19 protein-coding genes and 3 tRNA genes are annotated in these 25,546 nt (G+C 37.8%); 9 read left to right on the forward strand and 13 right to left on the reverse strand.

The window, feature by feature from the left end; translation table 11 throughout:
• Nucleotides 1–565 precede the first annotated feature (565 nt).
• The 4 genes from csrA to rlmJ form a co-directional block, all read right to left on the reverse strand.
• Entirely contained in the window at nt 566–748 is a 183-nt protein-coding gene (csrA, locus tag OW492_RS13160) for a carbon storage regulator CsrA (protein WP_113818314.1), read from the reverse strand.
• 98 nt (nt 749–846) lie between these two features.
• Nucleotides 847–2,079 (reverse strand): aspartate kinase, encoded by a 1,233-nt coding sequence (locus tag OW492_RS13165; RefSeq protein ID WP_290040598.1) that lies wholly within the window; start codon nt 2,077–2,079, stop codon nt 847–849.
• Nucleotides 2,080–2,120: 41 nt separating this feature from the next.
• A complete protein-coding gene (gene alaS, locus OW492_RS13170) occupies nt 2,121–4,748 on the reverse strand; it encodes an alanine--tRNA ligase (RefSeq protein WP_290040599.1) in 2,628 nt (875 codons plus the stop codon).
• 318 nt (nt 4,749–5,066) lie between these two features.
• Nucleotides 5,067–5,909 carry a 23S rRNA (adenine(2030)-N(6))-methyltransferase RlmJ gene (rlmJ, locus tag OW492_RS13175; protein ID WP_290040600.1) on the reverse strand — a complete coding sequence of 281 codons (843 nt, stop codon included), beginning with the start codon at nt 5,907–5,909 and terminating at the stop codon, nt 5,067–5,069.
• A gap of 665 nt (nt 5,910–6,574) precedes the next feature.
• Here rlmJ and ssb point away from each other — a divergent pair.
• Entirely contained in the window at nt 6,575–7,213 is a 639-nt protein-coding gene (gene ssb / locus OW492_RS13180; protein ID WP_290040601.1) for a single-stranded DNA-binding protein, read from the forward strand.
• Nucleotides 7,214–7,315: 102 nt separating this feature from the next.
• Here ssb and OW492_RS13185 read toward each other — a convergent pair whose 3' ends face one another.
• Nucleotides 7,316–8,467, reverse strand: coding sequence for an iron-containing alcohol dehydrogenase (locus OW492_RS13185; RefSeq protein ID WP_290040602.1), 1,152 nt, complete (start codon nt 8,465–8,467; stop codon nt 7,316–7,318).
• Between the two features lie 259 nt (nt 8,468–8,726).
• Between OW492_RS13185 and OW492_RS13190 the strand changes: the two genes are divergently transcribed.
• The 3 genes from OW492_RS13190 (at nt 8,727) to OW492_RS13200 (ending at nt 11,881) form a co-directional block, all read left to right on the forward strand.
• Nucleotides 8,727–9,194: a MarR family transcriptional regulator gene (locus OW492_RS13190; RefSeq protein WP_290040604.1), complete on the forward strand. Its 468-nt coding sequence runs from the start codon at nt 8,727–8,729 to the stop codon at nt 9,192–9,194.
• A 35-nt stretch (nt 9,195–9,229) separates the two neighbouring features.
• Complete coding sequence (locus OW492_RS13195) at nt 9,230–9,844, forward strand: glutathione S-transferase (protein WP_290040605.1); 615 nt, start codon at nt 9,230–9,232, stop codon at nt 9,842–9,844.
• Nucleotides 9,845–10,111: 267 nt separating this feature from the next.
• Nucleotides 10,112–11,881: an alkaline phosphatase D family protein gene (locus tag OW492_RS13200; RefSeq protein WP_290040606.1), complete on the forward strand. Its 1,770-nt coding sequence runs from the start codon at nt 10,112–10,114 to the stop codon at nt 11,879–11,881.
• A 61-nt stretch (nt 11,882–11,942) separates the two neighbouring features.
• On the opposite strand, the gene ansA is transcribed toward OW492_RS13200, so the two are convergent.
• Nucleotides 11,943–12,962 (reverse strand): asparaginase, encoded by a 1,020-nt coding sequence (gene ansA, locus OW492_RS13205; RefSeq protein ID WP_290040608.1) that lies wholly within the window; start codon nt 12,960–12,962, stop codon nt 11,943–11,945.
• Between the two features lie 648 nt (nt 12,963–13,610).
• Between ansA and OW492_RS13210 the strand changes: the two genes are divergently transcribed.
• The 3 genes from OW492_RS13210 (at nt 13,611) to OW492_RS13220 (ending at nt 16,008) form a co-directional block, all read left to right on the forward strand.
• Complete coding sequence (locus OW492_RS13210) at nt 13,611–14,246, forward strand: alternative oxidase (RefSeq protein WP_290040609.1); 636 nt, start codon at nt 13,611–13,613, stop codon at nt 14,244–14,246.
• A gap of 313 nt (nt 14,247–14,559) precedes the next feature.
• Complete coding sequence (locus OW492_RS13215) at nt 14,560–15,294, forward strand: tRNA-uridine aminocarboxypropyltransferase (RefSeq protein WP_290040611.1); 735 nt, start codon at nt 14,560–14,562, stop codon at nt 15,292–15,294.
• A gap of 84 nt (nt 15,295–15,378) precedes the next feature.
• Entirely contained in the window at nt 15,379–16,008 is a 630-nt protein-coding gene (locus OW492_RS13220; RefSeq protein WP_290040613.1) for a LysE family transporter, read from the forward strand.
• Nucleotides 16,009–16,085: 77 nt separating this feature from the next.
• On the opposite strand, the gene OW492_RS13225 is transcribed toward OW492_RS13220, so the two are convergent.
• From OW492_RS13225 to OW492_RS13250, 6 genes are all read right to left on the reverse strand, one after another.
• Nucleotides 16,086–16,994: an aldo/keto reductase gene (locus OW492_RS13225; RefSeq protein ID WP_290040616.1), complete on the reverse strand. Its 909-nt coding sequence runs from the start codon at nt 16,992–16,994 to the stop codon at nt 16,086–16,088.
• Between the two features lie 516 nt (nt 16,995–17,510).
• Nucleotides 17,511–18,437: a porin gene (locus OW492_RS13230; RefSeq protein ID WP_290040618.1), complete on the reverse strand. Its 927-nt coding sequence runs from the start codon at nt 18,435–18,437 to the stop codon at nt 17,511–17,513.
• A 710-nt stretch (nt 18,438–19,147) separates the two neighbouring features.
• Nucleotides 19,148–19,597, reverse strand: a complete 450-nt coding sequence (locus OW492_RS13235; RefSeq protein WP_290040619.1) for an outer membrane beta-barrel protein — start codon at nt 19,595–19,597, stop codon at nt 19,148–19,150.
• A gap of 705 nt (nt 19,598–20,302) precedes the next feature.
• Nucleotides 20,303–20,379 (reverse strand) — tRNA-Pro (locus OW492_RS13240).
• A 26-nt stretch (nt 20,380–20,405) separates the two neighbouring features.
• Nucleotides 20,406–20,481 (reverse strand) — tRNA-His (locus OW492_RS13245).
• Nucleotides 20,482–20,546: 65 nt separating this feature from the next.
• Nucleotides 20,547–20,623, reverse strand: a tRNA-Arg gene (locus OW492_RS13250).
• A 208-nt stretch (nt 20,624–20,831) separates the two neighbouring features.
• On the opposite strand from OW492_RS13250, the gene rnr reads away from it, so the two are divergent.
• Nucleotides 20,832–23,342 carry a ribonuclease R gene (gene rnr / locus OW492_RS13255; RefSeq protein WP_290040620.1) on the forward strand — a complete coding sequence of 837 codons (2,511 nt, stop codon included), beginning with the start codon at nt 20,832–20,834 and terminating at the stop codon, nt 23,340–23,342.
• Between the two features lie 51 nt (nt 23,343–23,393).
• On the forward strand, nt 23,394–24,134 hold the full coding sequence (gene rlmB / locus OW492_RS13260; RefSeq protein WP_290040621.1) for a 23S rRNA (guanosine(2251)-2'-O)-methyltransferase RlmB: 741 nt from the start codon (nt 23,394–23,396) through the stop codon (nt 24,132–24,134).
• Nucleotides 24,135–24,212: 78 nt separating this feature from the next.
• On the opposite strand, the gene OW492_RS13265 is transcribed toward rlmB, so the two are convergent.
• Complete coding sequence (locus OW492_RS13265; protein ID WP_290040622.1) at nt 24,213–25,526, reverse strand: DUF481 domain-containing protein; 1,314 nt, start codon at nt 25,524–25,526, stop codon at nt 24,213–24,215.
• Between the last annotated feature and the right edge of the window lie 20 nt (nt 25,527–25,546).

Raw genomic sequence — 25,546 nt, forward strand, 5'->3', positions numbered from 1 at the left:
CTAAAAAACACAAAAACCAAAATACTGCAGGCTAAAGCCAGCGCCCCTTAAAAGATGTGTCGTAACTTTCGTAAATATCGATAAAGCATAAAGCCAATGTGCGCGTCATCGCATGCGGATATTAATGGCTTTAGAGTTAACGAAGCGACAAGTATTTACAGAATCAAAATACTAAAAAACACAAAAGCAAAACACTGCAGGCTAAAGCCAGCGCCCCTTAAAAGATGTATCGTAACTTTCGTAAATATCGATAAAACATAAAACATAAAACCAAAATACTGCAGGCAAAAGCCCACATATCTTAAAAAATGTGTCGTAACTTTTTAAATATCGATAAAAGTATTAAGTCAAAATAGCTTTCGTATTATCCACCTACAAACGTAAACAAGTCGTATTAGACTGAACGAAGTGGCAAATATTCACAACATTAAAAGCAATACACAAACAAACCTAAAAAAACCAACAGGCATAAAAAAAGAGCTAATTAGCTCTTCTTTTCAACATCATGTTTATTACTGTTAATAGCGGCTATTAGCCTCTATACAAAAAATTAACAACTAACAAGTTAACTTGCGGTTGCGTTCTTTTCTGCTTGAATACGCATGTAGATCTCTTCACGATGTACAGATACATCTTTTGGCGCATTAACACCAACGCGTACTTGGTTACCTTTAACGCCTAATACAGTCACAGTCACGTTGTCACCGATCATTAGTGTTTCGCCAACACGGCGGGTCAAAATTAGCATATTTAAGCTCCTAAATTATTCGATTGAATATAATGATTAATCAGTATGGCTCATAACACAGTAAAAACGCTATTTATTTACTGTGTTATCGCATAGTTTTATTTTTCTTGCTTTGGTTCACTCTCAAGCTCAAATGCTTTGTGTAAAGCACGTACAGCCAATTCTAAGTATTTACTATCTACTAATACTGAGATTTTAATTTCAGAAGTAGCAATTTGATGCATATTGATTCCTTCAGCACCCAATGTTTCAAACATTTTTTGTGCTACACCAGGGTGGTTCCACATACCCACACCAACAATAGACACTTTGGCAATCTCGTTATTACCTTGTACTGAATCGGCACTTAACTTAGTACAAACTTCATTTAATAGCTTAGTTGCTTCAGCATAATCATCACGATGTACAGTAAAAGTAAAATCAGTTTTACCATCACCTAATGTATTTTGCACAATCATATCGATATCGATATTAGCAGCACCAATAGGTGAAAGGATTTGAGCAGCAATGGTTGGTTGATCAGGCACACCAGATAAAGTTAAACGCGCTTCATCACGGTTGAATGCGATGCCAGAGATAACAGGAGATTCCATTTTATTTTCCTCATAACTAATTAACGTACCACCACCATCTTTAAAACTAGAAAGTACACGTAGTGGCACGTTGTATTTTCCTGCAAATTCTACAGAACGAATCTGTAATACCTTAGCACCTAGACTCGCCATTTCTAACATCTCTTCGAAAGTGATGCTATCAAGACGACGTGCATTTGGCTCAACACGAGGGTCAGTAGTATATACACCATCAACATCAGTATAGATCTGACATTCATCGGCTTTTAATGCTGCTGCAATTGCCACGGCTGAAGTATCACTACCCCCACGACCTAATGTTGTGATGTTGTTATCTTCACTACGGCCTTGGAAACCAGCAACCACAACCACCCTACCCGCTTTTAAATGCTTCTGAAGGTTCTCAGTTTCAACATTTAAAATACGTGCTTTAGAGTGACTCGCATCAGTTTTCATGCGAATTTGGTCGCCCGTCATCGACACTGCTTCAACATCTAGGTTATGCAACGCCATTGACAATAATGCAATCGTCGTTTGCTCACCTGTTGTTAATAGCACGTCCATTTCGCGTGCACTTGGTTTCTCAATAAACTCTTTTGCTAAGGCAATTAAACGGTTTGTTTCACCTGACATTGCAGATAAAACAACCACTACATCATGACCCGCTTCTCTTGTTGCTTTGACTTTATCTGCAACCACTTTAATACGCTCAACAGTACCAACTGAAGTACCGCCATATTTTTGAACTATCAGTGCCATCTCATTTCCTTGCTATACTCTCGGGTATAGACCCTTAATTCTTACAAACGTTCGGTTAACCAAGGGTTAACTAACGCTAATGCATCTTTTAAAGCAGCTGGGTTATTTCCGCCAGCCATCGCCATATCAGGACGACCGCCACCTTTACCACCAACAGGAACAGCAACAACATTAACTAATTCACCTGCTTTTACTTTACCAATTAGGTCTTTAGTCACACCAACCACTAGACTAACTTTATCGTCGCCTACGGTGGTAGCTAGGACAACAACACCCGATTGTAACTTGTTCTTCATCTCATCTACGCTAGTGCGTAATGATTTAGGGTCCACCCCTTCCATATGAGCAACAACGACTTTTACACCGTTAACTTCAACAGCTTGGTCTGTTAAATTAGAACCAGCTTCACTAGCAATTTTTGCTTTTAATTGTGCTAACTCTTTTTCTAGTGCTTTATTACGATCTAAAGTGCCCATGATTTTTTCACCTAGCGTGAAACTATCACCTTTTACTAGGTCACATGCTTTGGAGAATTGCTCGCGAAGGTTTTGTAGCACAACACTCGCCGCTTCACCGACAGCGGCTTCAATACGACGTACACCAGCAGCAGTGCCCGCTTCAGATGTGATTAAGAATAACCCCATATCACCGGTACGTTTAGCATGCGTACCGCCACAAAGTTCAACTGAAAAGTCGCCCATTGTCACTACGCGTACCATGTCATCGTACTTTTCACCAAACAGTGCCATTGCCCCGCTTTCTTTCGCTTGCTCAATGTCCATCAATTGCGTCACAACTTCAAAGTTGTTACGAATTGCTTGGTTAACTAAATAAGTGACTTTATTTAATGTGTCATTAGACAAGGCTTCAAAGTGCGAGAAATCAAAACGTAACTTTTCAGCATCACATAATGAACCTTTTTGCGTAACATGATCACCCAAAGTTTCACGTAAGGCTGCGTGTAATAGATGCGTTGCAGAGTGGTGTAAGGCAATTGCTTTACGACGATCTGCTTCTACTTCTGCTTTTACTGTATCGCCAACTGTTAATGTACCAGCGCTTAAGTAACCGACATGTAGGAATGCATCACCTGATTTTTTAGTATCGGTTACAACAAACTTCACTTCGCCGAATGTTAGTACACCAGCATCACCTACTTGACCGCCAGATTCAGCGTAGAATGGTGTTTGCGATAAAATAACTTGAGCGTTATCACCTTCACCTAAGGTTTGTACAAACTCACCTTGTTTAATTAACGAAACCACAGTGCCTTCAGCTTCTAAAGTTTGATAACCCAGGAATTCTGTTTTATCTTCAACTTTTAAAACATCGTTATAATCTTTCCCGAAGTTGTTAGCTTGTTGAGCGCGAGTACGTTGCTCAGTCATCGCTGCATCAAAGCCATCTTGGTCGATAGTTAATTCACGCTCACGTGCAATATCAGCGGTTAAATCAGCAGGGAAACCGTAAGTATCATAAAGCTTAAACACGATATCACCAGGGATCACAGAGCCAGTTAATGCTTCTAACTCATTATCTAAAATTTGTAGGCCTCGCTCCAGTGTTTTACCGAATTGCTCTTCTTCTAAGCGTAATATCTTTTCTACAAATTCACGTTGTTTTTCAAGCTCTGGGTAAGCTTTGCCCATTTGATTAATCAACTCTTCGTACACTTTGTAGAAGAATACACCTTGAGCGCCTAGCTTATGTCCATGGCGAACAGCACGACGAATAATACGACGTAATACATAACCACGACCTTCGTTAGAAGGCATAACACCGTCACAGATTAAGAAACCACATGAACGAATATGATCAGCAACTACGCGTAAAGATTTATCTTCAAGATCTTTTGCACCCGTCACTTCCGCTACTTTCTTGATTAGACCTTGGAAAAGATCGATATCGTAGTTTGAATGGCCGTTTTGAATAATCGCAGAAATACGCTCAAGGCCCATACCTGTATCAACAGACTGCTTTGGCAAGTTTTCCATCGTACCATCGGCAAGACGGTTGTATTGCATGAATACTAGGTTCCAAATTTCAATGAAACGGTCGCCATCTTCTTCAGGTGAACCTGGAGGACCACCCCAAATATGTTCACCATGATCATAAAAAATCTCTGAACAAGGACCACAAGGACCAGTATCCCCCATTGACCAGAAATTATCTGATTCAAATTTTTTCTCAGGAGATTTATCACCGATACGAATAATTTTTTCTTCTGGTACGCCAATTTTATTGGCCCATAATGAAAATGCTTCATCGTCGCTTTCATAAACCGTCACAAGTAATTTTTCTTTTGGAATATTTAAAACTTCAGTAAGGTATTCCCATGAAAATGCGATGGCTTCTTCTTTAAAATAATCACCAAAACTAAAATTACCCAACATTTCAAAGAAAGTATGATGGCGAGCTGTGTAACCCACGTTATCTAAATCGTTATGTTTACCACCAGCACGTACACAGCGTTGGCTTGACGTAGCACGCGTATAAGCTCTTGTTTCAGAACCTAAAAAAGTATCTTTAAATTGGTTCATCCCTGCATTTGTAAATAGCAGTGTCGGGTCATTATCAGGAACAAGCGAGCTACTGCTCACTGTCTGATGCCCTTTTTTACCAAAGAAGTCCATAAATCCTTGGCGAATATCAGATGTCGATTTAGTCATGATATATTCCGTGTAAAAGTGTCGATTTAGGCTTTCTTAAAACAAGGAGGATTTAAGCCCTAAACAGATCAAAAATAAATGGAGGCTAATATATCACGGCACTGAGTGAGGTGAAAGTAGCTATAAATGCAGAGATAACAATAATTTTTTAATCAACTGGGAGTTTTTGAATAAATGAGGAAATGGCTAAGTCGCTTATCCCATTATCAAGAGGCAAAGAGTCTGTATAAACGGAATAACTAAACTGTATTACGAGTAATAATTAAAAGCATAATCTAACCTCAACAGTATAAGGCTAGATTATTGATTATATTAATATTATTCTGCGACTAAAGTCTCTACCCGATAATGACCTTGAGCATCAAGGCCTAAGGTTTCAGCTAAGAAAGGCAAACTTTGTTGCATCTCTCTTAAAAGAGTCCAAGGAGGATTAATCACAATCATACCGCTAGCCGTCATGCCATGCTCTTCAGAATCTGCTGTAATACCCAATTCAAATAATTGAATATTTTTAATTCCAGAAGCTTTTAGCGCACGTTCCATTTTATTGATAACGGCACGTTTTACTACTGGGTACCACAAGGCATAAGTGCCAGTAGCAAAACGACGATGTGCAGCAATTAAGCTTTCAACCACTTCTTCATATTCAGTTTTAATTTCATAAGAGGGATCAATCAACACCAAACCACGGCGCTCTTTAGGCGGCATATTAGCGATTAAACCTTGTAAACCATCAGTATTAGCCATTTTTATACGACGATCACCAGAGAAATTACCACGCATATTAGTAAATTCATTAGGGTGTAATTCAAATAAGAACATACGGTCATCATCGCGACGCATTTGGTTACAGATCATTGGCGATCCAGGGTATGAATTTAATTTATCCATACCATTAAATGCAATTACTTGTTCCATATAACGAGACAAAGGAGCAGGCAGATTTTTTTGTCCCCATAACTTAGCAATCCCATCTTTAAACTCACCTGTTTTTAATGACTGTTCCGAGTTTAATTGATAAGCACCACATCCAGAGTGGGTATCTAGATAACAAAATGGCTTATCTTTTTGTAATAGGTAATCAAGGATAGAAACGACTACAGTATGTTTTAGCACATCTGCATAATTCCCTGCATGGTATGAATGACGATAACTGAGCACAAAAAACTCCAAAATATAAATAAAATAACCCAGCTAGTATAAATAGTTTACCTAGTGATTGCGCTAAAAACATGTACTGAAAGAGAATAAACGCAATGGATTACTTAGCACCTTAATTAACTCACTCAACAAAGTGATTAAATAGTGTCAGAATCAATCTGCTAATTTAGTTTATATACTCTCAGCAAGGTATTATTTGTCATTCTGCTTAAGGGCATTTTATTGTTTGTATTGATCACACTAGGTGGCTCAAGCCCTATAGCTAAGTTTTATGGGGCACTTCACCTTTTAGGTGAATTTTCGGTAGTATTACAGGGGCTTTTTCCTATAAACTAGACGCTAGTAGTAGCTTGTTTTTTATGCCTAGCAGAATTGATACTAATTATGGTTTTTATTTTCTCTTGGTATCTACAACCGCAGTGAACTGACTATTTTCGCTTTTTAATAATGATAAAAAAGTGAAATAAAAAACAGCAGAACATTTGAATTAAATCATCGCTCTTTTCGAACCTTCGAACCAGCGTTAAGTCAGAAATAAAGCTGTTAATAGCCAGGGAAACGCACAGGTTTTTGAACAGCAATGAGCACAACCAATTATAGCGCTTCATGGTATTCATTAAGCGCTAACAATATTTTAAGTAAAGTCGAAATAGCGGAGCAAAAACATGTTTAACCGTAGTGTAAACAAAGTAGTCCTAGTGGGAAACCTAGGTAAAGATCCTGAAATGCGTTATACCCAAAACGGTGGCGCAGTAGCTAACTTTTCAATTGCAACCACTGAAAGTTGGAAAAATAAACAAACAGGTGAATACGAAAATAAATCTGAGTGGCACAACATTGTTGTTTTCGGTAAATTCGGCGAAATGGTAGGTCAGTACCTTAAAAAAGGTGCAAAAGTATATGTTGAAGGTAAATTACAGACTAACAAATGGCAAGGTCAAGATGGCCAAGATCGCTACAAAACAGAGATCATTGCTAACGATATCCAAATGTTAGACGCACGTAATCAAGCACCAGGTCAAGGTCAACCTTATCAAGGTGGTCAACAAGCAGGCGGTTACTCAAACCAAGCGCCACAACAAGCTGCACCTCAACAAGCTTGGGGTAATCAACCTCAACAGCCACCAGCGCAGTCTGCTCCACCACAAATGGCCCCTGCTTACCAACCGCAACAGCCACCTCAACCGACGCCACCACCAGCACCTCGTCCTGCTGCTCCGGCACCGGCGGCAAAACCAGCACCCACTGCTCCAGCAAGTTTTAACGAACCATCAATGGACTTTGACGACGATATTCCGTTTTAGGGTTGAGCCTAGAGTTAACCTCTTAACTTCAAACGCCCTTAAAACAAAAAGGGGACTGCTAAGCAGTCCCCTTTTTATTGCAATACTTTTATGCTTATAAACTTATAAAGCGGTTTCTAAAATTGTACGTGAACGTGCCAAATCAATTGTGCCGTTTTCGCCTAGTTTAGTCATCCCGTGAGCTTCTAAACTTTCCATCGCGGTGTCGACATCAGTTTGCGTTAAGTCGATTTCACTTAAAGAGACAGGTGTATTCATTGCAGAGAAGAATGCTTTTGTTTTCTCAATCGCAGCATCAATACGAGCATCATCAGTACCTTCAGTGATATTCCAGATACGCTCAGCATATTGTAGTAATTTTGCTTTTTTCTCTTCACGGCAAACTTGCATAATAGCAGGCAGAACAATGGTTAAACTACGGCCATGATCAACACCAAAATTACCAGTTAACTCATGACCTATCATATGTGTAGCCCAATCTTGAGGAACACCTACCCCAATTAAACCACTTAATGCTTGAGTCGCGGCCCACATGACATTAGTACGCGCTTCCATATCTTGTAAATCAACAATTAGTTTTGGCCCTTCTTCAACTAGTGTTAACAGAATACCTTCTGCAAAACGATCTTGAATTTTGGCATTAACTGGATACGTTAGATATTGCTCCATAACATGAACAAAAGCATCAACTACACCATTTGATGTTTGACGCTCAGAAAGGCTTAACGTAGTTTGAGGATCAAGAATTGCAAATTGCGGACGCACTAGTGGATTTTGGAATGCTAACTTATTTTTACCACGAGTCACTACAGCACCAACATTCGTTTCAGAACCTGTTGCTGGTAAGGTTAAAATACAGCCCAATGGTAATGCACTCTCTATTTTCCCTTGTTTTGCAAGGATATCCCAAGCTTCTTCACCTTTAAAATCAACAGCTGCAGCAATAAATTTAGTTCCGTCAACAACAGAACCACCGCCTACTGCTAATAAATAATCAAAGCCTTCTGCACGAATGCGTTCAACAGCCTTCATAAGCGTGTCGTACTGTGGATTTGGCTCAATACCTGAAAACTCATCCCAATTATGTTCAGCAAGTGCAGCAACAACTTGATCATAAACACCATTACCCTTGATAGAACCACCACCATAAGTTACTAATATTTTTTTATCTTTAGGAATACTATTAGTAATTGCTGCGATTTGACCTTGACCAAAATGAATCTCTGTGGTGTTTTGGTAACTGAAATTGTTCATCTATCACTCCTATTTAACAACTTAAAACAAAGTTATTTTTAATTACATTTATTCAGATTTAATCGATTACTTTTGTGTTGCACACATTAACCGTAACAATTAACAGGACAAGCAATACGACCAATATTTTAATTACGATCACCTTCATTAAAAATAAATTGCGCGCAACCTAATTGCCAGCAATTATATCTCGCATTAAAACTATAACGCAAGTATATTGTGCACAATCTAATTAACACCACTATTTAAAGGATTGAATATGTCTAATAATAAAATTGATCAGGAAGTAGATAATCAAACCTCCGATCTAGTAATAGAAAAGCAAGTTTGCTTCTCATTATATAGTGCCGCTAACGCCATTATTAGAGCTTATCGACCTATGCTAAAAGCCTTAGATCTCACCTACCCGCAATACCTAGTAATGATTGTGCTTTGGAATGATGATGGGATTAACGTTAAGGAATTAGGCCATAAACTGCATTTAGATTCAGGTACCTTGACACCATTATTAAAGCGCCTTGAAGGTAAGGAGTTATTAACTCGACAACGTGGTTTAGAAGACGAACGAGTACGTGAAATTTTTTTAACAGAGCAAGGAATTCAGTTAAAAAACTTAGCAGAAACGATACCAAATCAAATGTTATGCAAATCAAAATTACCCGTAGAAGAGCTGTTAACATTAAAAGAAAGCTGCGACAAAATGTGTGACAACTTACAAGATGAGTAACCATTTTAAACAAAATGAACAACAAGGAATATAAGATGATTAAACTTCACCACCTAAATAAATCTCGCTCCAAACGTATTATTTGGTTACTTGAAGAACTGGGCGTTGACTACAGTATTATTGCTTATCAAAGAGACAGCCAAACCTTCCTTGCACCACCAGAATTAAAGGCCATTCATCCATTAGGGAAATCACCAGTAATTGAAGATGCAGGTGTAGTGATTACTGAATCAGGCGCAATTACAGAATATCTCATTAATAAATATTCTAATGGGCGTCTAGCACCGAAAAAAGATACAACAGATGACATAGAGTACAGCCAATGGATTCATTTTGCCGAAAGCTCTGCTATTTTACCTTTATTATTAAAGATGTTTGTTAACAAGGATGGCTGTGAAACAAACTTTCTAGGTGACTATGCTGATACAGAAACCTTCAAAGTGCTCAGTTACTTTAATAATTCACTAGCTGGTAAGCGTTATTTAGTGGCAGATAAGTTAACTGGAGCCGATATCATGATGTCTTTTATCGTGGAATTAGTGGCAAATAGCGGTCAACTCGCTAACTTTCCACATATTCAAACCTACGCGAAGCAACTGGCAACTCACAGTGCATTTCATAAAGCAGAAAACATTGAATTAAATCATTAATTAATTGTGTAACTGAGTAATTGAAATACATAAAGATGTAAAGCGCGTAAACCACGTTTTACATCTCGCCTTCTCGAAAGGCTATCCTACAGCGTGATCCCCTATTCCATACACGTATGGTTAATTTAAATTAACAATGACTAAAGCGCCATCGTTGAAGCCACTTCCAAAATTTTTGAATTATTCATCAAATAAAAACCAATCATTTAACAACTAAGTTGTCACATTAACACCATACACTGTTAATTTTAAAATAAGGATAGTTTAATGAAAGGTTCTATTTCTCGCCGTGATTTCCTAATATTAACCGCTAGAGGAGCAGGTGCAGCAGTTGTTTCATACGGTTTAATGGGGTGTGCAACAGATGAAGATGAAGAAGTAGTTAGCAGCGTTAGTTTTAATCATGGTATTGCCAGTGGTGACCCCTTAGCTAATTCAATTATTCTATGGACACGCATCACCCCAGACACTGACGCAGAGCTAACTGTTTCATGGGAAGTATCAAAAGATCAAACTTTTACAGAGCTAGTTAGTACAGGTAATAGCACCACCAGTACCTCAAAAGATTATACAATAAAAGTAGATGTAGTCGGTTTAGAGGCAGATACCACATATTATTATCGCTTTATTAGTCATGGTGTTACTTCAACTATTGGAACGACTAAAACCATAAGTAATGGCTCACCCAATTCAGTTAAATTAGCTGTAATGTCTTGTGCTAACTACCCAGCAGGATATTTTAATGTCTATAACTTAGCAGCCCAACAAGAAGACTTAGATGCGGTATTACACCTAGGCGATTATATCTATGAATATGCACGAGATGAATACGCAAGTGAAAATGCTGAAGCACTCGATCGTGAAGTATTACCTGCCACAGAGCTATTTAGTCTAAGTGATTATCGTACTCGATACGCTCAATATCATAGTGATCCTGACTTACAATTATTACACAGTAAAGTGCCTTTCATTACTGTCTGGGATGATCATGAAATTGCAGATGATACTTGGCAAGATGGCGCAGGAAATCATAACGATGGAGAAGGCAGCTTCGAAGAACGAAAACTAGCAGCCTTACAAGCGTATTTTGAATGGCTTCCGATTCGTCCATGGAGCGAAGGCAATAATGAGGAAATTTATCGCCACTTTGCTTTTGGTGATCTAGTGGATCTTTATATGCTAGACACCCGTGTATTAGCTCGTGATCAACAGCTAGATTATGCTGATTATTTTGATGGTAGCATCTTCTTTGATGAAGAGACATTTAATCAAGATTTATATGAAACTGAACGGAACATGCTAGGAACAGAGCAATTACAATGGCTTGAAGATAGTGTCACAGTCAATACTGGACGATGGCAACTCCTGGGTCAACAGGTCTTAATGGGAGAGATGAAACTACCTGGTGCAATTGCATTAAATACTATGAGTACCAGTGATTATGAAGAGCTAGGTGGATTAGCACTACTTGCCGCTCGCATCGAAGCTAACGACCCTAGCTTAACAACCGCAGAGCAAACTTATTATGCAGAAAATGCAGATAAATTAACAACAGAAGTGTTAAGTCAACTCTCTTTCCCAACACTTCCCTACAATTTAGATGCTTGGGATGGTTATGCAACAGAGCGCGATAAAGTATTAGATATTTTTAATAACAATAATAAAAACTTAGTCGTGGTGGCAGGCGACACACATAATGCTTGGGCGAATAATTTGTCTAATGCAGATGGCACTATCGTAGGTGTAGAGTTCGCAGTATCATCAATTTCATCTCCAGGCCTTGAGTATTATCTAGGCATTAATGATACCGTTGTTGAAGCAACTGAAGATGGCTTTGTTTCACTGGTTGACGGGCTAGAGTACGTTAACGTTAAGGATCGTGGTTTCTTAACACTTACCTTTACTCAAGATAAGGTAGAAAGTGAATGGCACTTTGTTGATACCATTTTATCAGACCAATACCAAGAACTAACGGATCGCTCAACCGTGGCAAGTAGTTTAGCTAATAACCCAACATTGGTTTTAGCAACAGAGTAAGCTCTATAAAACAAGGCCTCATTAATTAGATAATCAATGAGGCCTTTCTCACAACCTTTTATCAAGTTGAAGTCGTTAACTCACCACGTAGGTCTGTAGTTAATAACTCTTTTACCACTTTATGGCTCAGATCTTGGCTTAATAAATAATGCAATTTAGCAATAACCGCCTCAGTAGTCATATCAATACCGCCAATCACGCCTGCTTCGCTCAACGCGTGCCCCGTTGCATAACCGTCCATGTTCACACTGCCTTTTAAGCATTGGCTACAGTTAACAATCAAAATACCGCGCTCGCTTGCTTCTTTTAATGTCTTTAGCAACTCAGGATCTTGCTGTGCATTACCTACGCCATAGGTTAATAATACTAACGCTTGCAATGGACTTTTTAATAAATTATCCAAAACTTGCCAATCTAAACCAGGAAATAGATGCAATATAGCAATCGATTGTTTCTCAATCTGGCCAATCGTTAAGCGCGTATTAACGGTGCGTTGTTTTTTACCTGCGATATTCTTAATATCAATACCCGCTTCCAATAAAACAGGGTAATTCGGTGACACAAATGCGCTAAAACCATCTGCATGTTGTTTAGTCGTTCTGTTACCTCGAAACAATTGATTATTAAAAAATAAACACACTTCATTAATCGGGTGATGTGCAGCAATATATAATGAGTTCAGTAAATTAGCTCGCGCATCTGAACGTAACTGAGATAATGGAATTTGTGAACCAGTAATGATCACAGGTTTACTTAAACTTTCAAAAATAAATGATAGTGCAGATGCCGTGTAAGACATAGTGTCGGTGCCATGCAAAATAATAAACCCATCAAAATCATGGTACTTCTGCTGGATATCATTGGCCAGTATTTGCCATGCTTGCGGGGATATATCGGCAGAATCAATTAATGGATCGTATTCGTGAATTTCAAAGTCTGGCATATCCTCATGGAAAAATTCAGGCATATTTTTAATCGTTTCCGATAAATAACCAGCCACTGGAATATAGCCATTTTTTGATGGTTTCATACCGATCGTGCCACCAGTGTAAGCAATGTAAATACGTTTTTTCTCAGCCATTAACTTCTCATTTTTGTTTCATAAAAAATAACCATCCAATAATACCTACTAACAATCAATACTAAGGATGAATTCAACACCTGAGTAGCATACTACTTATTTTTAACCTCATTATATACGCGATAACGACACAGTTAATAACACCGGAATTTACTCATAAACTCAACAGAATTAATCAGTGACCTGATAATAAAAATAAAAATAGATAAAGGAATAGCACTCAGGGCTACAAGATACACATATTTTGTCAAACACCCCAGCCTTTGCAATAGGTTAACCGAAAAATAGTACGACTAATTACCCTGCTACCCAACACTGACTTAAAATATATTTAGAAACTTACTTAACTAATGTAAAAGCTATTAGCGATGAAAAAAGAAATAACAGGTCAAATTTTAGTCAATATTATGAAAGGTTTTAAAAATTGTTGAATTACAAAAAACTAACAAAAAGTGATCAATAAGGCTTTTTTCAATGAGTTTGAAGTAAAAATTATTCACAATTGTTAATGGGATATTTCCAGACTTGTTAATACTTATTTACATGATAAAAATTCAACATTTTCAAGCATTTTGAATGCATTGACCAAGATCACATTTAGTATTAATTTGTTTATAGAATGACTTTTAACCTACTGAGAGAGATGCCATGTCAAACTTTGAATTGCTACACCAAAAGCCTAGTAAATTGTCTGAATCTATCGCTTACAAAATAACTCAGATATTGAAATTCACACTTAACCTTTTTTACGGCACTAAATATGCAAAAAGAGCCGTTATATTAGAAACGATTGCCGCAGTACCGGGTATGGTAGCAGGCATGTTTAATCACTTAAAAGCACTTCGTCGTATGCGCGATGATCAAGGCTGGGTTCGAGAGTTATTAGACGAAGCTGAGAATGAACGTATGCATTTAATGATTTTTTTAGATATTGCCAAACCTACTTGGATTGAGCGTACCTTGGTCTTATTAGGGCAAGGGGCTTTCTTATTTGTGTACACCTTCTTATACCTTTTATCCTCTAAAACAGCTCATAGAGTAGTGGGCTACTTTGAGGAAGAAGCATGCAAAAGCTATACAGAGTTTTTAGAGAAAATAGACGAAGGTGTTGTTGAAAATGTACCTGCACCTCGCATCGCTAAAGATTATTATAATTTACCAGAAGAAGCGTTATTACGTGACGTAGTACTGTGTATACGCGATGATGAAGCAAAACATCGCGACCGTAACCATGAGTTTGCTGATTCATTTGAAAACAACAATTTACCATCACATCAACGATAATCTATTAATCATAATATAAAATGAGAAGGGGCGGTAACTCCCCCCTTTTCATATCAATATTTTACTCAAAGTAGCACACACCTAACCTTCCTCTATTCTAGCGCTTCACTTATTTACGTATAATACCTCCCCCGTTAATTAAATGATCTATTTAAGTATAGATAAAATGGATGAAAGCAAGGCATTGATTACAGTAACCAGTAACTCTAATTGCAAAATCAATAACCAAACTAATATTCATTTTAACAAGTATAAATGAGTAGATAATTAGCGGAATTGGTATAATCATAACTCAATCATTAAAGAGCCAATTATGCGTATCCATGCTATTCACAAATTATACGACTTTCGATTAAGCCAAAGTACACGCCCTTTTCTTGCAAGAGGAGGAAGTATTAATCGCTGCAAACATTGCATGTTATTGCCCTATCTTTGCCTTTGCAGTATTAAACAACCAGTACTTAGCAACAGTGGCTTTTTGCTATTAATGTACGATGATGAAATATTAAAGCCTAGTAACACAGGCCGACTAATTGCTGATCTAATTATTGATACTCATGCCTATATTTGGTCTCGCACAGAACCAAACTCAGCAATGTTAAAGGTATTACAAGACACTCGTTGGTACCCTATTGTTGTATTCCCATCGGAATATGCACAAGTGGAAAGAGAAGTAATAAAGCAACATACTTTACCAAACCTCATACAAGACAAGCGCCCTCTCTTTATTTTATTAGACGGGACTTGGGCACAAGCGAAGAAAATGTTTCGTAAAAGCCCTTACTTGAATAATTTCCCAGTATTATCTTTTGCACCAGAAAAACTGTCTGAATATTTAGTACGCAAAGCAACGAAAGATAATCAATTAGCCACAGCTGAAGTAGCAGGGTTGGTCTTGGAAAGCCTAGGTGAAACTAATAACGCTAAAATCATGCACCTGTTATTTAATGCGTTTAAAGAAAACTATTTATTAGGGAAAAGCCGCCAACCACTTCCAGAGAATAATCAGCAGACACTCTTGTCATTAGCATTAAATGAATTAACATAACCACCACTTGCGTCTAGTGAGGTGTTTTTTACCCCTTAACCCTCTCATTCTATTATCTCTTTATACCCAACAAGAAAGGATTCTATGAACTACTTACATGAATTTTTAATGTTAACGCTCATTCATTTTCTCGCTGTAATCAGCCCAGGGCCTGATTTTGCTATTGTACTGAGACAAAGTATTAGCTTTGGCAGAAAAACCGCTGTTATTACAAGTTTAGGGATAGGGGCCGGTATTGCAATTCATGTTATTTACACTTTATTAGGCATAGGTTTACTCATATCACAATCAACCTATTTAATGTTATCAGCCAAAGTACTAGGAGCACTCTACCTAACCTACCTAGGTATTAACCTGTTAAGTAGTAAAGCAGCAACAAACCAATCCAGCTTAGTCGAAGCAGACAACAATAAAGAAGATCAAAAGAAAGCATTTATGATTGGGTTCATGACCAATGTATTTAATCCTAAAGCAACATTATTTTTCCTGGCTATTTTCAGCACGATAGTTAACCCTCACACGCCAATTGCTATTCAATCAATATATGGAGTATGGATTGTAGTAACAACAGCAGCGTGGTTTAGCTTAGTTTCTTTTCTATTTTCTAAAGAGAGCGTCCGTCAACGCTTCGTAAAGCAAGGACATTGGTTTGAGAGAGCAATGGGAGGGATTTTATTAATCTTTGCAGGAAAGTTATTCCTAAGCCTCATATAAAGAATATGTCGTTAGCAATTTACTCAGTAAAGCCATCTACACTTAACTTTACTGAGTATAAATAAACCACTTAACAATTAAGGAACAGGTTGCCCTTTAGACGCCACTAAAATACGGTACCATTGTTCAGTATTCATATTTAGTCTTAAGGCAGCCACAGGATCTTGTACTCGCTTAATTTTTCCTGAACCAATTAAAGCAACGGGTTTAGAAGGATGTTTTAAAATCCAAGCAAAAATAACCTGAGTAATAGAAGTTGCACCAATCTCCTTCGCAACTTCTTCTAAGGTAGTTCGTAAGCGGGCAATACGCACATTAGTTTTATTAAATACAGCACCGCCAGCTAAACATGACCAAGCCATAGGTCTAACCCTATCTTTTTGCAATTGCTCCAATACACCATTCTCAAGGCTATCAAGATTGATTGGATTGAGCTCAACTTGATTAGTAATTAAAGGGCGACTCAAACGAGATTGCAATAAATCAAATTGCATAGGTGTGAAATTTGAAACACCAAAATGAGCTACTTTTCCAGAATTTTCAAGCTCAGTAAAAGCTGCTTGAACTTGGTCGGCCACCATTAAAAAATCAGGTCTATGTATTAACAATGCATCTAATTGCTCCACGCCTAATTGACGTAAAGAATTATCAACAGAAGTCAGTATTGCAGACTTACTAGAATCATAATGTGAAACACGCTTTTCAGACGGAGAGTCAGGGATACTATTAATGCCAAATTTAGAAATTATCTGAATTTTATCTCGTATTCCTGGATCTAACTTGAGAGCCTCACCAAGCAACGTTTCACTATTTTTATATATAGCTGCCGTATCTATTGTAGTAATACCAAGCTCAACATGTTGCTTCATAAACGTTAAACGAGCTTGTTTTGACATTCCCCAACTGTCTAAACGCCAATATCCTTGTATTAACTTAGAAAAAGAAGGTCCTTCCGGTGCCATCACTACCTTTTCTACGAAACTCATAAAATACTCCGTTACTAATATGGTTGAATCCCTTTAAAGGGATATCCGATCAAATTGATCTATCCAAGGTTTTTAAAATGAAAAAGTGAGAACTACAAAATAAGCATTTAATTATCATATTTTAATAAAAATATTTATATCACGTTCTTCAAAGTATATCTAATTGAGTAGGGAGCTAAATGTTAAAAGTGAGGGCTTTATACACATAAAAAGAAAAGAAGGGGTAATCATCTTTTCTAGTATTAACCAAAGAATATTAATTCTTTACTAGTTGTTCTTTTTACAAAATTTACAATGAAAAAGTAAGCTATTTTAACAAATACATAGACCAGTTAATTAATATTGCTAATGCTAGCTTAAAGCTGAATCCAATAATGGGTTGTTGGTATTTATATAATCATAAGGCATAAAAAAACTGCTTACCTGTTTTCACAAATAAGCAGTTTTATTGTTTATTAAAATACCAGTATTAATTTTGTCTATAACAAAAAGAGGACTGTATTTAATAAAGCTAAATTAGAATGTTACAGCCATACCAGCACCGTAACCTAATTCTGAATCGTCAGAATCATCGCCACCAAGTTCAGCGTAAACAGTTACATTGCTGTTAAATGCGTATGCAGCATTTACAAAGTATGTATTTAATTTATCTTCATCACCGTCAACATCTAGAAGAGAATAACCACCAGAGTATGTTACTTTGTCAACTGTGTATGCAGCAGCTAAACCGAATGCAGTGCTGTCTTCAGCAGAAGTGTACCCATCAAGGCTACTTACAGATGCTGCAAGTGCTAAATCATCCATTGTGTAACGTGCTTCTAAAAGAACAGAAGTAGCGCTTGCATCAGCATCATCAGCTTTACCTAAGTAAGCAGTTAAGTCTAATTCGTCAATACGTACGCCTAATCGAGCATCAATAGACTCTACATCATCAGAAGCTGCATTCTCATTTAATAGGTAAGAAATACCAAAGTAGTAATTACCGTTATCAACAACGTATTTCACTACTTGCTTACCATCTGTTGCAACACCAGCGTAACCGCTGTTGATACCAAATGCGTAATCGTTAGCAATACCGATATCATCAGCAATAGTGTATTGTTGACCGATAGTTACTGTACCAAACTGTGTAAAGCTTAAACCAACAAACGCTTCATCAAGATCGATGTTGTTTGTAGATCCAGTTTCATCTTCACCAGTTACAGAGATTTTAGCAATCGCAGATAAACTATCGCTAAGTACGTAACCAGCTTGAACACCGAAATCTGCATCATCAAGATGAATCATTTTAGGTGCGTCATCTTCAGTACCTTTGTTAGCCTGAATTTCTACATCACCAAAAAGATCTAAAGTTACGCCGTCAGCTTCATAAACTGTTGCACTGTGTGCTGCTGTTGCTGCGAATAGAGAAGTCAGCATTGTTGCTAAGATTGTTTTTTTCATTTTCCATCACCTTGTGGCTATTAATTTAATTGAGTCCTTTGAATACTTAAGTCGTGTAATGTTAACAACGTATTACAGTTCTTTAAGCGCAAAATAAAATTACCACACAATTCTCAAGGCTGAAATAGCAAACACACTTATATGACGAGACGTCACAAATAAATTGATAAAAAAGAAAGTTAATGTGATGAAGATCTCATAAATTTACAAAATTGAAATGCTAAATAAGTGTTAAATCCTTCATTTTTCCGTTTTTTACAAAAAAAAACAGATTAAATATTGAACTTTTTAAGATTTTTAATATCTCTGTTTTTTAAATCAAAGCAAATAAGTAAAACTTAACTCAGCTTTTCACCTAATCAGCGCTCAATCATAAATAATATTAAAAGTATTCACAGGGTTAAGTAAAACCAAATCGCACCTCGAGTTTATTCGTTTAGACTAATTTAGTATTAACCTTGTGTTGGTATTGAACCGTCAAAACAAGAATAAATCGACGACACAATCTTTGGCAGTAGTAAAATTTTCTAATTAATCAAACGTACTTACTAAGTATTATCCTCTTTTTATTTAGCAGGTGGGAGTAAAGGGAGTGGTCGATTTAAAAATGAAGATGGAATTATAAAAATGAAACTATACAGTGAAGGGTTATCGGGAAAAGAAATATCTATTATCTAATCCCAATTTATACAATAAATATTTAATAATAATTAAAAACCGTAGCGCACGCCTAAAGCGACATCGACACCAAATTCAAAATCGTCATCGTTATTATGTTTATCTTGAAAAGCGAGGTCAGGTGCAACTTGACCATAAACATCCCAATTTTTTGCAAAAGGAATTGATGCACCTAGCGGCACTCGAACAGCATAAGAGTTGTCATAATCATGATGATGATCATCCCAGTTAATGGCACCACCGACACCAACATACCAATTAACAGGAACATCGGAGTTAAATGTTCCTTGCTTCAAGAGATAATCTGCAGACACCCCATCATTACCTATGAAGGCATTAATTGTGTTATTAAATTGCGCCGTCACACCGAAACCTTGATCAAAAGCGACACCAGCTTTGATACTTCCAGGGGCCGCTAATGCAGGGCTAAATAAAGTTGCAATTAACAGGGAACCGGCGAACGTTTTAGCTGTTTTATTCATTTTTTTACCTTAATTATTTCTTATATTGATCAATTTTTTTAAAAGTAATATCTCAATGAATGAATACTAATTTAGCATTTCCTTCATTTACATCTATCAAGACTTATATAGATACCTTCTAATCAAAATAGTTCATTGAAAATAAAAGCTAAAACGTTTGTGATGGAAGAAAGACTAAGTAAAGTGGCTTAAAATCTAGCGCGTTTGAAATTATCTTGCCTATTAAATATTTATCCAATATGACGAACTTTCTAATATGGTTGGTAATAGATGGAGCAGCAAAAAAGCGAGGCTTTATGCCTGAGCAGTCTGTTTGCCGGCAGCTTAGTGTCAGAGCGATCCTTTAAGGTCAAACCATTGATAGAAACCTTATATCCCTAAAATGCAAAAAGCCTGTAACACAATCAAGTATTACAGGCTTTTCTAATGTGGTCGGCGATAGAGGAGCGAACAAGCGACAGCTTGGGGACTGAGCGATCGTTTAAGGTCAAACCATTGATAGAAACCTTATATCCCTAAAATGCAAAAAGCCTGTAACACAATCATGTATTACAGGCTTTTCTAATGTGGTCGGCGATAGAGGAGCGAACAAGCGGCAGCTTGGGGACTGAGCGATCGTTTAAGGTCAAACCATTGATAGAAACCTTATATCCCTAAAATGCAAAAAGCCTGTAACACAATCAAGTATTACAGGCTTTTCTAGTGTGGTCGGTGATAGAGGATTCGAACCTCTGACCCTCTGGTCCCAAACCAGATGCGCTACCAAGCTGCGCTAATCACCGAGTATCTGTTTTACATCAAGAAAAGATGGGGCGAATGACGGGGTTTGAACCCGCGACAACCGGAATCACAATCCGGGGCTCTACCAACTGAGCTACATCCGCCACTAATAACCTAAAGACTTTATTTACTTCCGAGCTTTCTTTTAAAACAATTGCTCTCGAAGTAATGGCGCACCCGACAGGAGTCGAACCTGTGGCCTTTGCCTCCGGAGGGCAACGCTCTATCCAGCTGAGCTACGGATGCTCACGTCTTTAGCGTGGCGCGGATAATACTGAACCCAACAAAAGCTGTCTAGTCTTTTTTATAGTTTTTTTAATAAAATAGGTTTACTTGCTCAATAGATGTACAATTCGTTTGAAAAACAAAAAAATCAGCCTTTTCTTCATTAATTCAAAGCTTTTATCAATTTTCAGATATACTTTCACTAATTGCCTTACAAAGAGTTTCATATATGACATTAGACCCAAATTTAGATCGCGAATCACAAACTTACGAACATCCCGTACCTAGCCGTGAATTCATTTTACAATTTATCGAAAAACATGGAAAACCAATCACACGTGATGCTTTATTCAAAGCATTCTCATTATCAAGTGATGAAGAAGCGGAAGGATTACGTCGCCGCTTAAAAGCAATGGAACGAGATGGCCAGTTAGTTTGGTGTCGAAATGCGACCTATGGGTTACCGGACAAATTAGACCTGTCAACAGGAGTCGTTATTGGCCATAAAGATGGCTTCGGTTTTCTAAAAACCGCAGATGACGGCAAAGACCTGTTTTTACCTAATCACCAAATGCGTTTTTTATTCCACGGAGATACTATTTTAGCGCAGCCTGTCAAAGTAGATTCACGTGGCCGCACTGAAGCACGCTTTGTACGTTTACTAGAAGCTCGCAAAGAAACTATCGTTGGCCGCTATTTTGTTGAAGATGGTATGGGGTCAGTGGTACCTGACGATTCTCGTATTAATCAAGAGATCTTAATCAGCAAAGAAAACAATGGCGGAGCAAGACACGGGCAAATAGTTGTTGTTGAAATAGTACAACGCCCTAAAGCTCGCTTTTTAGCAACAGGTAAAATCACTGAAGTACTTGGTCAAGATATGGAACCAGGGATGGAAGTTGAAATTGCACTACGCACTCATGATATTCCACACGAATGGCCAGCTGGGTTAGATAAAGAAATTGCTCACTATGGTGAATTTGTCCCTGAAGAAGCTAAGAAAGGACGTGTAGACTTACGAGATTTACCTTTAGTCACCATTGATGGTGAAGATGCTCGCGACTTCGATGATGCTGTATTTTGTCAAAAAGAGCCTAATGGCGGCTGGCGCTTATGGGTTGCAATTGCCGATGTAAGTTATTACGTTCGTAAAGACACTATATTAGATAAAGAAGCGGTTAATCGTGGTAACTCAGTTTACTTCCCAGACCAAGTGATCCCAATGTTACCGGAAGTATTGTCTAACGGCTTATGTTCCCTAAACCCAAAAGTAGATCGCCTGTGTATGGTCAGTGAAATGGTTATCTCTAAAGATGGGCATTTAACAGACTATAAATTCTATGAAGCAGTGATGAATTCACATGCACGTTTCACCTATACTAAAGTCGCTTCTATTTTAGAAGGTGATCAAGACTTACGTGAGCAGTACAAACCATTAGTGCCACACTTAGAAGAGCTTGAGAACCTATATAAAGCCTTTAAAAAAGCGCGCCATATACGTGGTGGTATGGAGTTTGAAACATTAGAAGTACGCTTTTTATTCAACGAAGCGCGTAAAATTGATTCAATTGTACCGTTAGTCCGTAACGATGCACATAAAATCATTGAAGAATGTATGATTCAAGCTAACGTTGCTTCAGCTCGTTTCATTGGTTCTGCCGATGCTGCTGCTTTATTCCGTGTTCATGAAACACCAAGCGAAGAAAAGCTAGCTAACTTTCGTTCATTTTTAGGTGAATTAGGCTTAACCTTACAAGGCGGTGAAAAACCTGCTCCACGTGATTATGCCAACTTAGCAGAGAGCTTTGCCGAGCGTGATGATAAAGAATTACTGCAGACGATGTTACTTCGTTCAATGAAACAAGCTGTCTACCAAGGCGATAATTTAGGGCACTTTGGTTTAGCATTAGAAGAGTACGCGCATTTCACCTCTCCTATTCGTCGTTACCCTGACCTTATCCTACACCGTGCGATCAAATACTTAGTGGCACACCAAGAAAATAATCAATTAAAAGCAAAATGGACTGAAACCGGTGGTTACAACTATCAATATGATGAAGTAAGCCAACTAGGTGAACATTGTTCGATGACAGAACGTCGCGCTGATGATGCAACACGTGATGTAGCCGACGCATTGAAATGTGAATACATGCAAGACCATATTGGCGATAAGATGGTAGGTACCATTGCCGCCGTTACTAACTTTGGTTTCTTTGTTCGCTTAAATGATATCCACATTGACGGACTAGTACATGTCACAGGGTTAATTTCCGATTACTACCAATTTGATGCAGGCAAACAAACCTTAACCGGTGAACGTACCGGCAGAGTCTACCGTATCGGTGATGTATTAGAAGTTAAAGTATTATCAGTTAACCTTGATGATAAAAAGATTGATTTTGAACTAGCCGATGAAGCGTTAGCGGGCCAACGTACGCGTGGACGTAAACCTTCAACAAAAAAATCATCAGACCGCCCTATTGATAAAAGAGCGCGCAGCAAAGCAGCACCTTCTAGTGGTAAGAAAACACCGCCACTTAGTGAACGTGAAAAGCTACAAGAGGGAGCGATAGACACTAAGAAACCTGCCGCTAAAAAAACAACGCCTAAAAAGAAACGCCCTGTGAAGCAAGGTGTAAAAAATACGTTATCTTCTAAAAAGAAAAAAACGACTAGCACTAAAAAAAGTCGCCCTGGTCGCGCAGAACGTGCACGTAACAAAGCTAAAAAATCCGATTAGACTTTTAAGACCTAATCCGTGATCAAACATATTAAATATTAGAGAAAGCAAATGAGTAAAAGTGAAATTATTTACGGTATGCATGCCGTTGATGCCTTATTAGAAAAGCAACCAGAGCGTGTTATTGAGATTTACGCATTAAAAGGACGTGATGATGAACGTTTAAATGATGTACTTAATAAAGCGAAAGAGTGGGGAGTGTCTGTTCAATTCATGCAACGTAAAGCATTAGATGAAAAATCTGATGGAGAGCAACACCAAGGTATCATGGCTAGAGTAAAAGCGATGAAAGTGCTAACAGATAACGATTTAGAGCCTATTTTAGCGAACTTGGATGTGCCACCATTTCTATTAATTTTAGATGGTGTCACCGACCCTCATAATCTAGGTGCTTGTTTACGAAGTGCAGAAGCCGCTGGTGTGCATGCCGTAATAATACCTAAAGATAACTCAGCCAGCTTAACGCCTGTTGTACGTAAAGTCGCTTGTGGTGCAGCAGAATCAATCCCATTAATCCACGTAACTAACCTAGCCCGTGCAATGCGTAACTTGCAAGATAAAGGTATTTGGATCTATGGGACGGCTGGTGAAGCTGAGCAAAGCCTTTACGATTGCAAATTAGAAAGTGGAATGGCCTTAGCAATGGGTGCAGAAGGTAAAGGCTTACGCCGTCTAACTCGTGAACATTGTGATGAGTTAATAAAACTACCCATGGCAGGTGCTGTATCGAGCCTAAACGTATCGGTAGCGACAGGCATCTGTTTATTTGAAGTGGTCCGTCAACGCCGCTAATCATCTGCATTGAAATAAACTAAAAAGGCCTAGTAATATTGTTACTTGATATTACTAGGCCTTTTTTATTACAGCCTCTTAGAACGCATATTGTAAGTTAAAACCGGTGGATAACTCGTCATTTTCAGTATCATCGGGTACGTTTTGATTATATTTATAGTTAATATCAAAGATTAAATACAATTCCTGATAGATTCTATTTTGTACTTTAAACTCACTTTCATACACACTATTTTTATGGCCTAGCTCAAAGGTCCCTTCTAAGGTTACTTGTAAGTTTTCAGTGACGATCCTTTCATAATTTAATTTAGTTCGGACAATGAATTCATTATAAGAGACTGCATCTTCACCGTCGTTTGGCTCGGCCTGCTTGTAACCAGGACCAATCTCTGTGTTAAATTTATGATTATTTTCATTAAAGAAAACATGACCATGGCCAACTGTAAAAGTATCCTCTTTTTGATAAGAAGCAGATTGACTACGCTGAATATCACTACGTAAGAACAAAGAATTAACCGGATCTAAACTATAGTTTCCTTGTAGCTGCCAACGCCAATCGTTATCAGTATCTTCATCTTCTTCATCTTCGAACTCAAATTGAATATCATTATTGATGTTGTAATCATCAGTCACGTTATAATCTAAAATTAATCGCCCTTCCGCACTTTTAGTGACATCGTTCTCTTGTTCATAATTGAAACCAAACTCCACCGCACCACTAAAACGTTTTTCCTCTTCAGTCTCAGGTTCATTACCATCAACAACATCGGTTTTAATTTTATTGGTTTGTATCGCTACATCAATATATTCGGCATCGGATATCGCATCTTTACCATTAGCCATCTTTTTAGTTTTTAATAGATCAGGCTGTTGATCAATTGAAGTTTTAATATTATCAATAGGTGAACTGGTAATACTGGCTTTCTGCAATAACTGTTTTTGTAATTGATCATTTAAACGCTGCTCTCGTTTTAAACTTTCAGCAAGATGAGATTCTTGAATGTTAACTTGATTGTCTAAGGTAGAGATTTTATCAAACAGACGCTCATTTTCAGATTGTAGATAACTTAGTTTATTTTGTTGAATTTGTTGTGCTTCTAACGCCTGTTGATTTTTTAATTTTTCAGCTTGTAATTGAGCTTTTAATGCATCAATCTCCTTTTTAGCTTGCGCTTGCGCAGCGGTTAATAATAAAGATTCAGGCTCACTTGGGGGAAGGGGCGTTTGTTGTAACACAACCACCTCAGGCTCAGCAGAAACAGGCTGTTTTTCTACTAGCTCTTCGGTATTGGGCTCGGTGTCATCTTCTTGTTCCGAGTCCAATGAAAACCACGCATCGGCACTTACTGCCATTAAGCTAGCGATTAATATGTAAATAGGTAGAGAATTCAAATAAATCGACTCTTTGATAA

Source organism: Psychromonas sp. 14N.309.X.WAT.B.A12 (assembly GCF_030397575.1).
Classification (GTDB): domain Bacteria; phylum Pseudomonadota; class Gammaproteobacteria; order Enterobacterales; family Psychromonadaceae; genus Psychromonas.

Excerpts from the sequence above, each read along its gene's own strand:
- csrA (WP_113818314.1), bottom strand. The coding sequence starts at position 748 with ATGCTAATTTTGACCCGCCGTGTTGGCGAAACACTAATGATCGGTGAC.
- OW492_RS13190 (WP_290040604.1), top strand. The coding sequence starts at position 8,727 with ATGTCTAATAATAAAATTGATCAGGAAGTAGATAATCAAACCTCCGAT.
- rnr (WP_290040620.1), top strand. The coding sequence starts at position 20,832 with ATGACATTAGACCCAAATTTAGATCGCGAATCACAAACTTACGAACAT.
- ansA (WP_290040608.1), bottom strand. The coding sequence starts at position 12,962 with ATGGCTGAGAAAAAACGTATTTACATTGCTTACACTGGTGGCACGATC.
- OW492_RS13195 (WP_290040605.1), top strand. The coding sequence starts at position 9,230 with ATGATTAAACTTCACCACCTAAATAAATCTCGCTCCAAACGTATTATT.
- OW492_RS13165 (WP_290040598.1), bottom strand. The coding sequence starts at position 2,079 with ATGGCACTGATAGTTCAAAAATATGGCGGTACTTCAGTTGGTACTGTT.
- OW492_RS13235 (WP_290040619.1), bottom strand. The coding sequence starts at position 19,597 with ATGAATAAAACAGCTAAAACGTTCGCCGGTTCCCTGTTAATTGCAACT.
- OW492_RS13225 (WP_290040616.1), bottom strand. The coding sequence starts at position 16,994 with ATGAGTTTCGTAGAAAAGGTAGTGATGGCACCGGAAGGACCTTCTTTT.
- rlmB (WP_290040621.1), top strand. The coding sequence starts at position 23,394 with ATGAGTAAAAGTGAAATTATTTACGGTATGCATGCCGTTGATGCCTTA.
- OW492_RS13215 (WP_290040611.1), top strand. The coding sequence starts at position 14,560 with ATGCGTATCCATGCTATTCACAAATTATACGACTTTCGATTAAGCCAA.
- OW492_RS13210 (WP_290040609.1), top strand. The coding sequence starts at position 13,611 with ATGTCAAACTTTGAATTGCTACACCAAAAGCCTAGTAAATTGTCTGAA.
- OW492_RS13220 (WP_290040613.1), top strand. The coding sequence starts at position 15,379 with ATGAACTACTTACATGAATTTTTAATGTTAACGCTCATTCATTTTCTC.
- OW492_RS13200 (WP_290040606.1), top strand. The coding sequence starts at position 10,112 with ATGAAAGGTTCTATTTCTCGCCGTGATTTCCTAATATTAACCGCTAGA.
- OW492_RS13230 (WP_290040618.1), bottom strand. The coding sequence starts at position 18,437 with ATGAAAAAAACAATCTTAGCAACAATGCTGACTTCTCTATTCGCAGCA.
- ssb (WP_290040601.1), top strand. The coding sequence starts at position 6,575 with ATGTTTAACCGTAGTGTAAACAAAGTAGTCCTAGTGGGAAACCTAGGT.
- OW492_RS13185 (WP_290040602.1), bottom strand. The coding sequence starts at position 8,467 with ATGAACAATTTCAGTTACCAAAACACCACAGAGATTCATTTTGGTCAA.
- alaS (WP_290040599.1), bottom strand. The coding sequence starts at position 4,748 with ATGACTAAATCGACATCTGATATTCGCCAAGGATTTATGGACTTCTTT.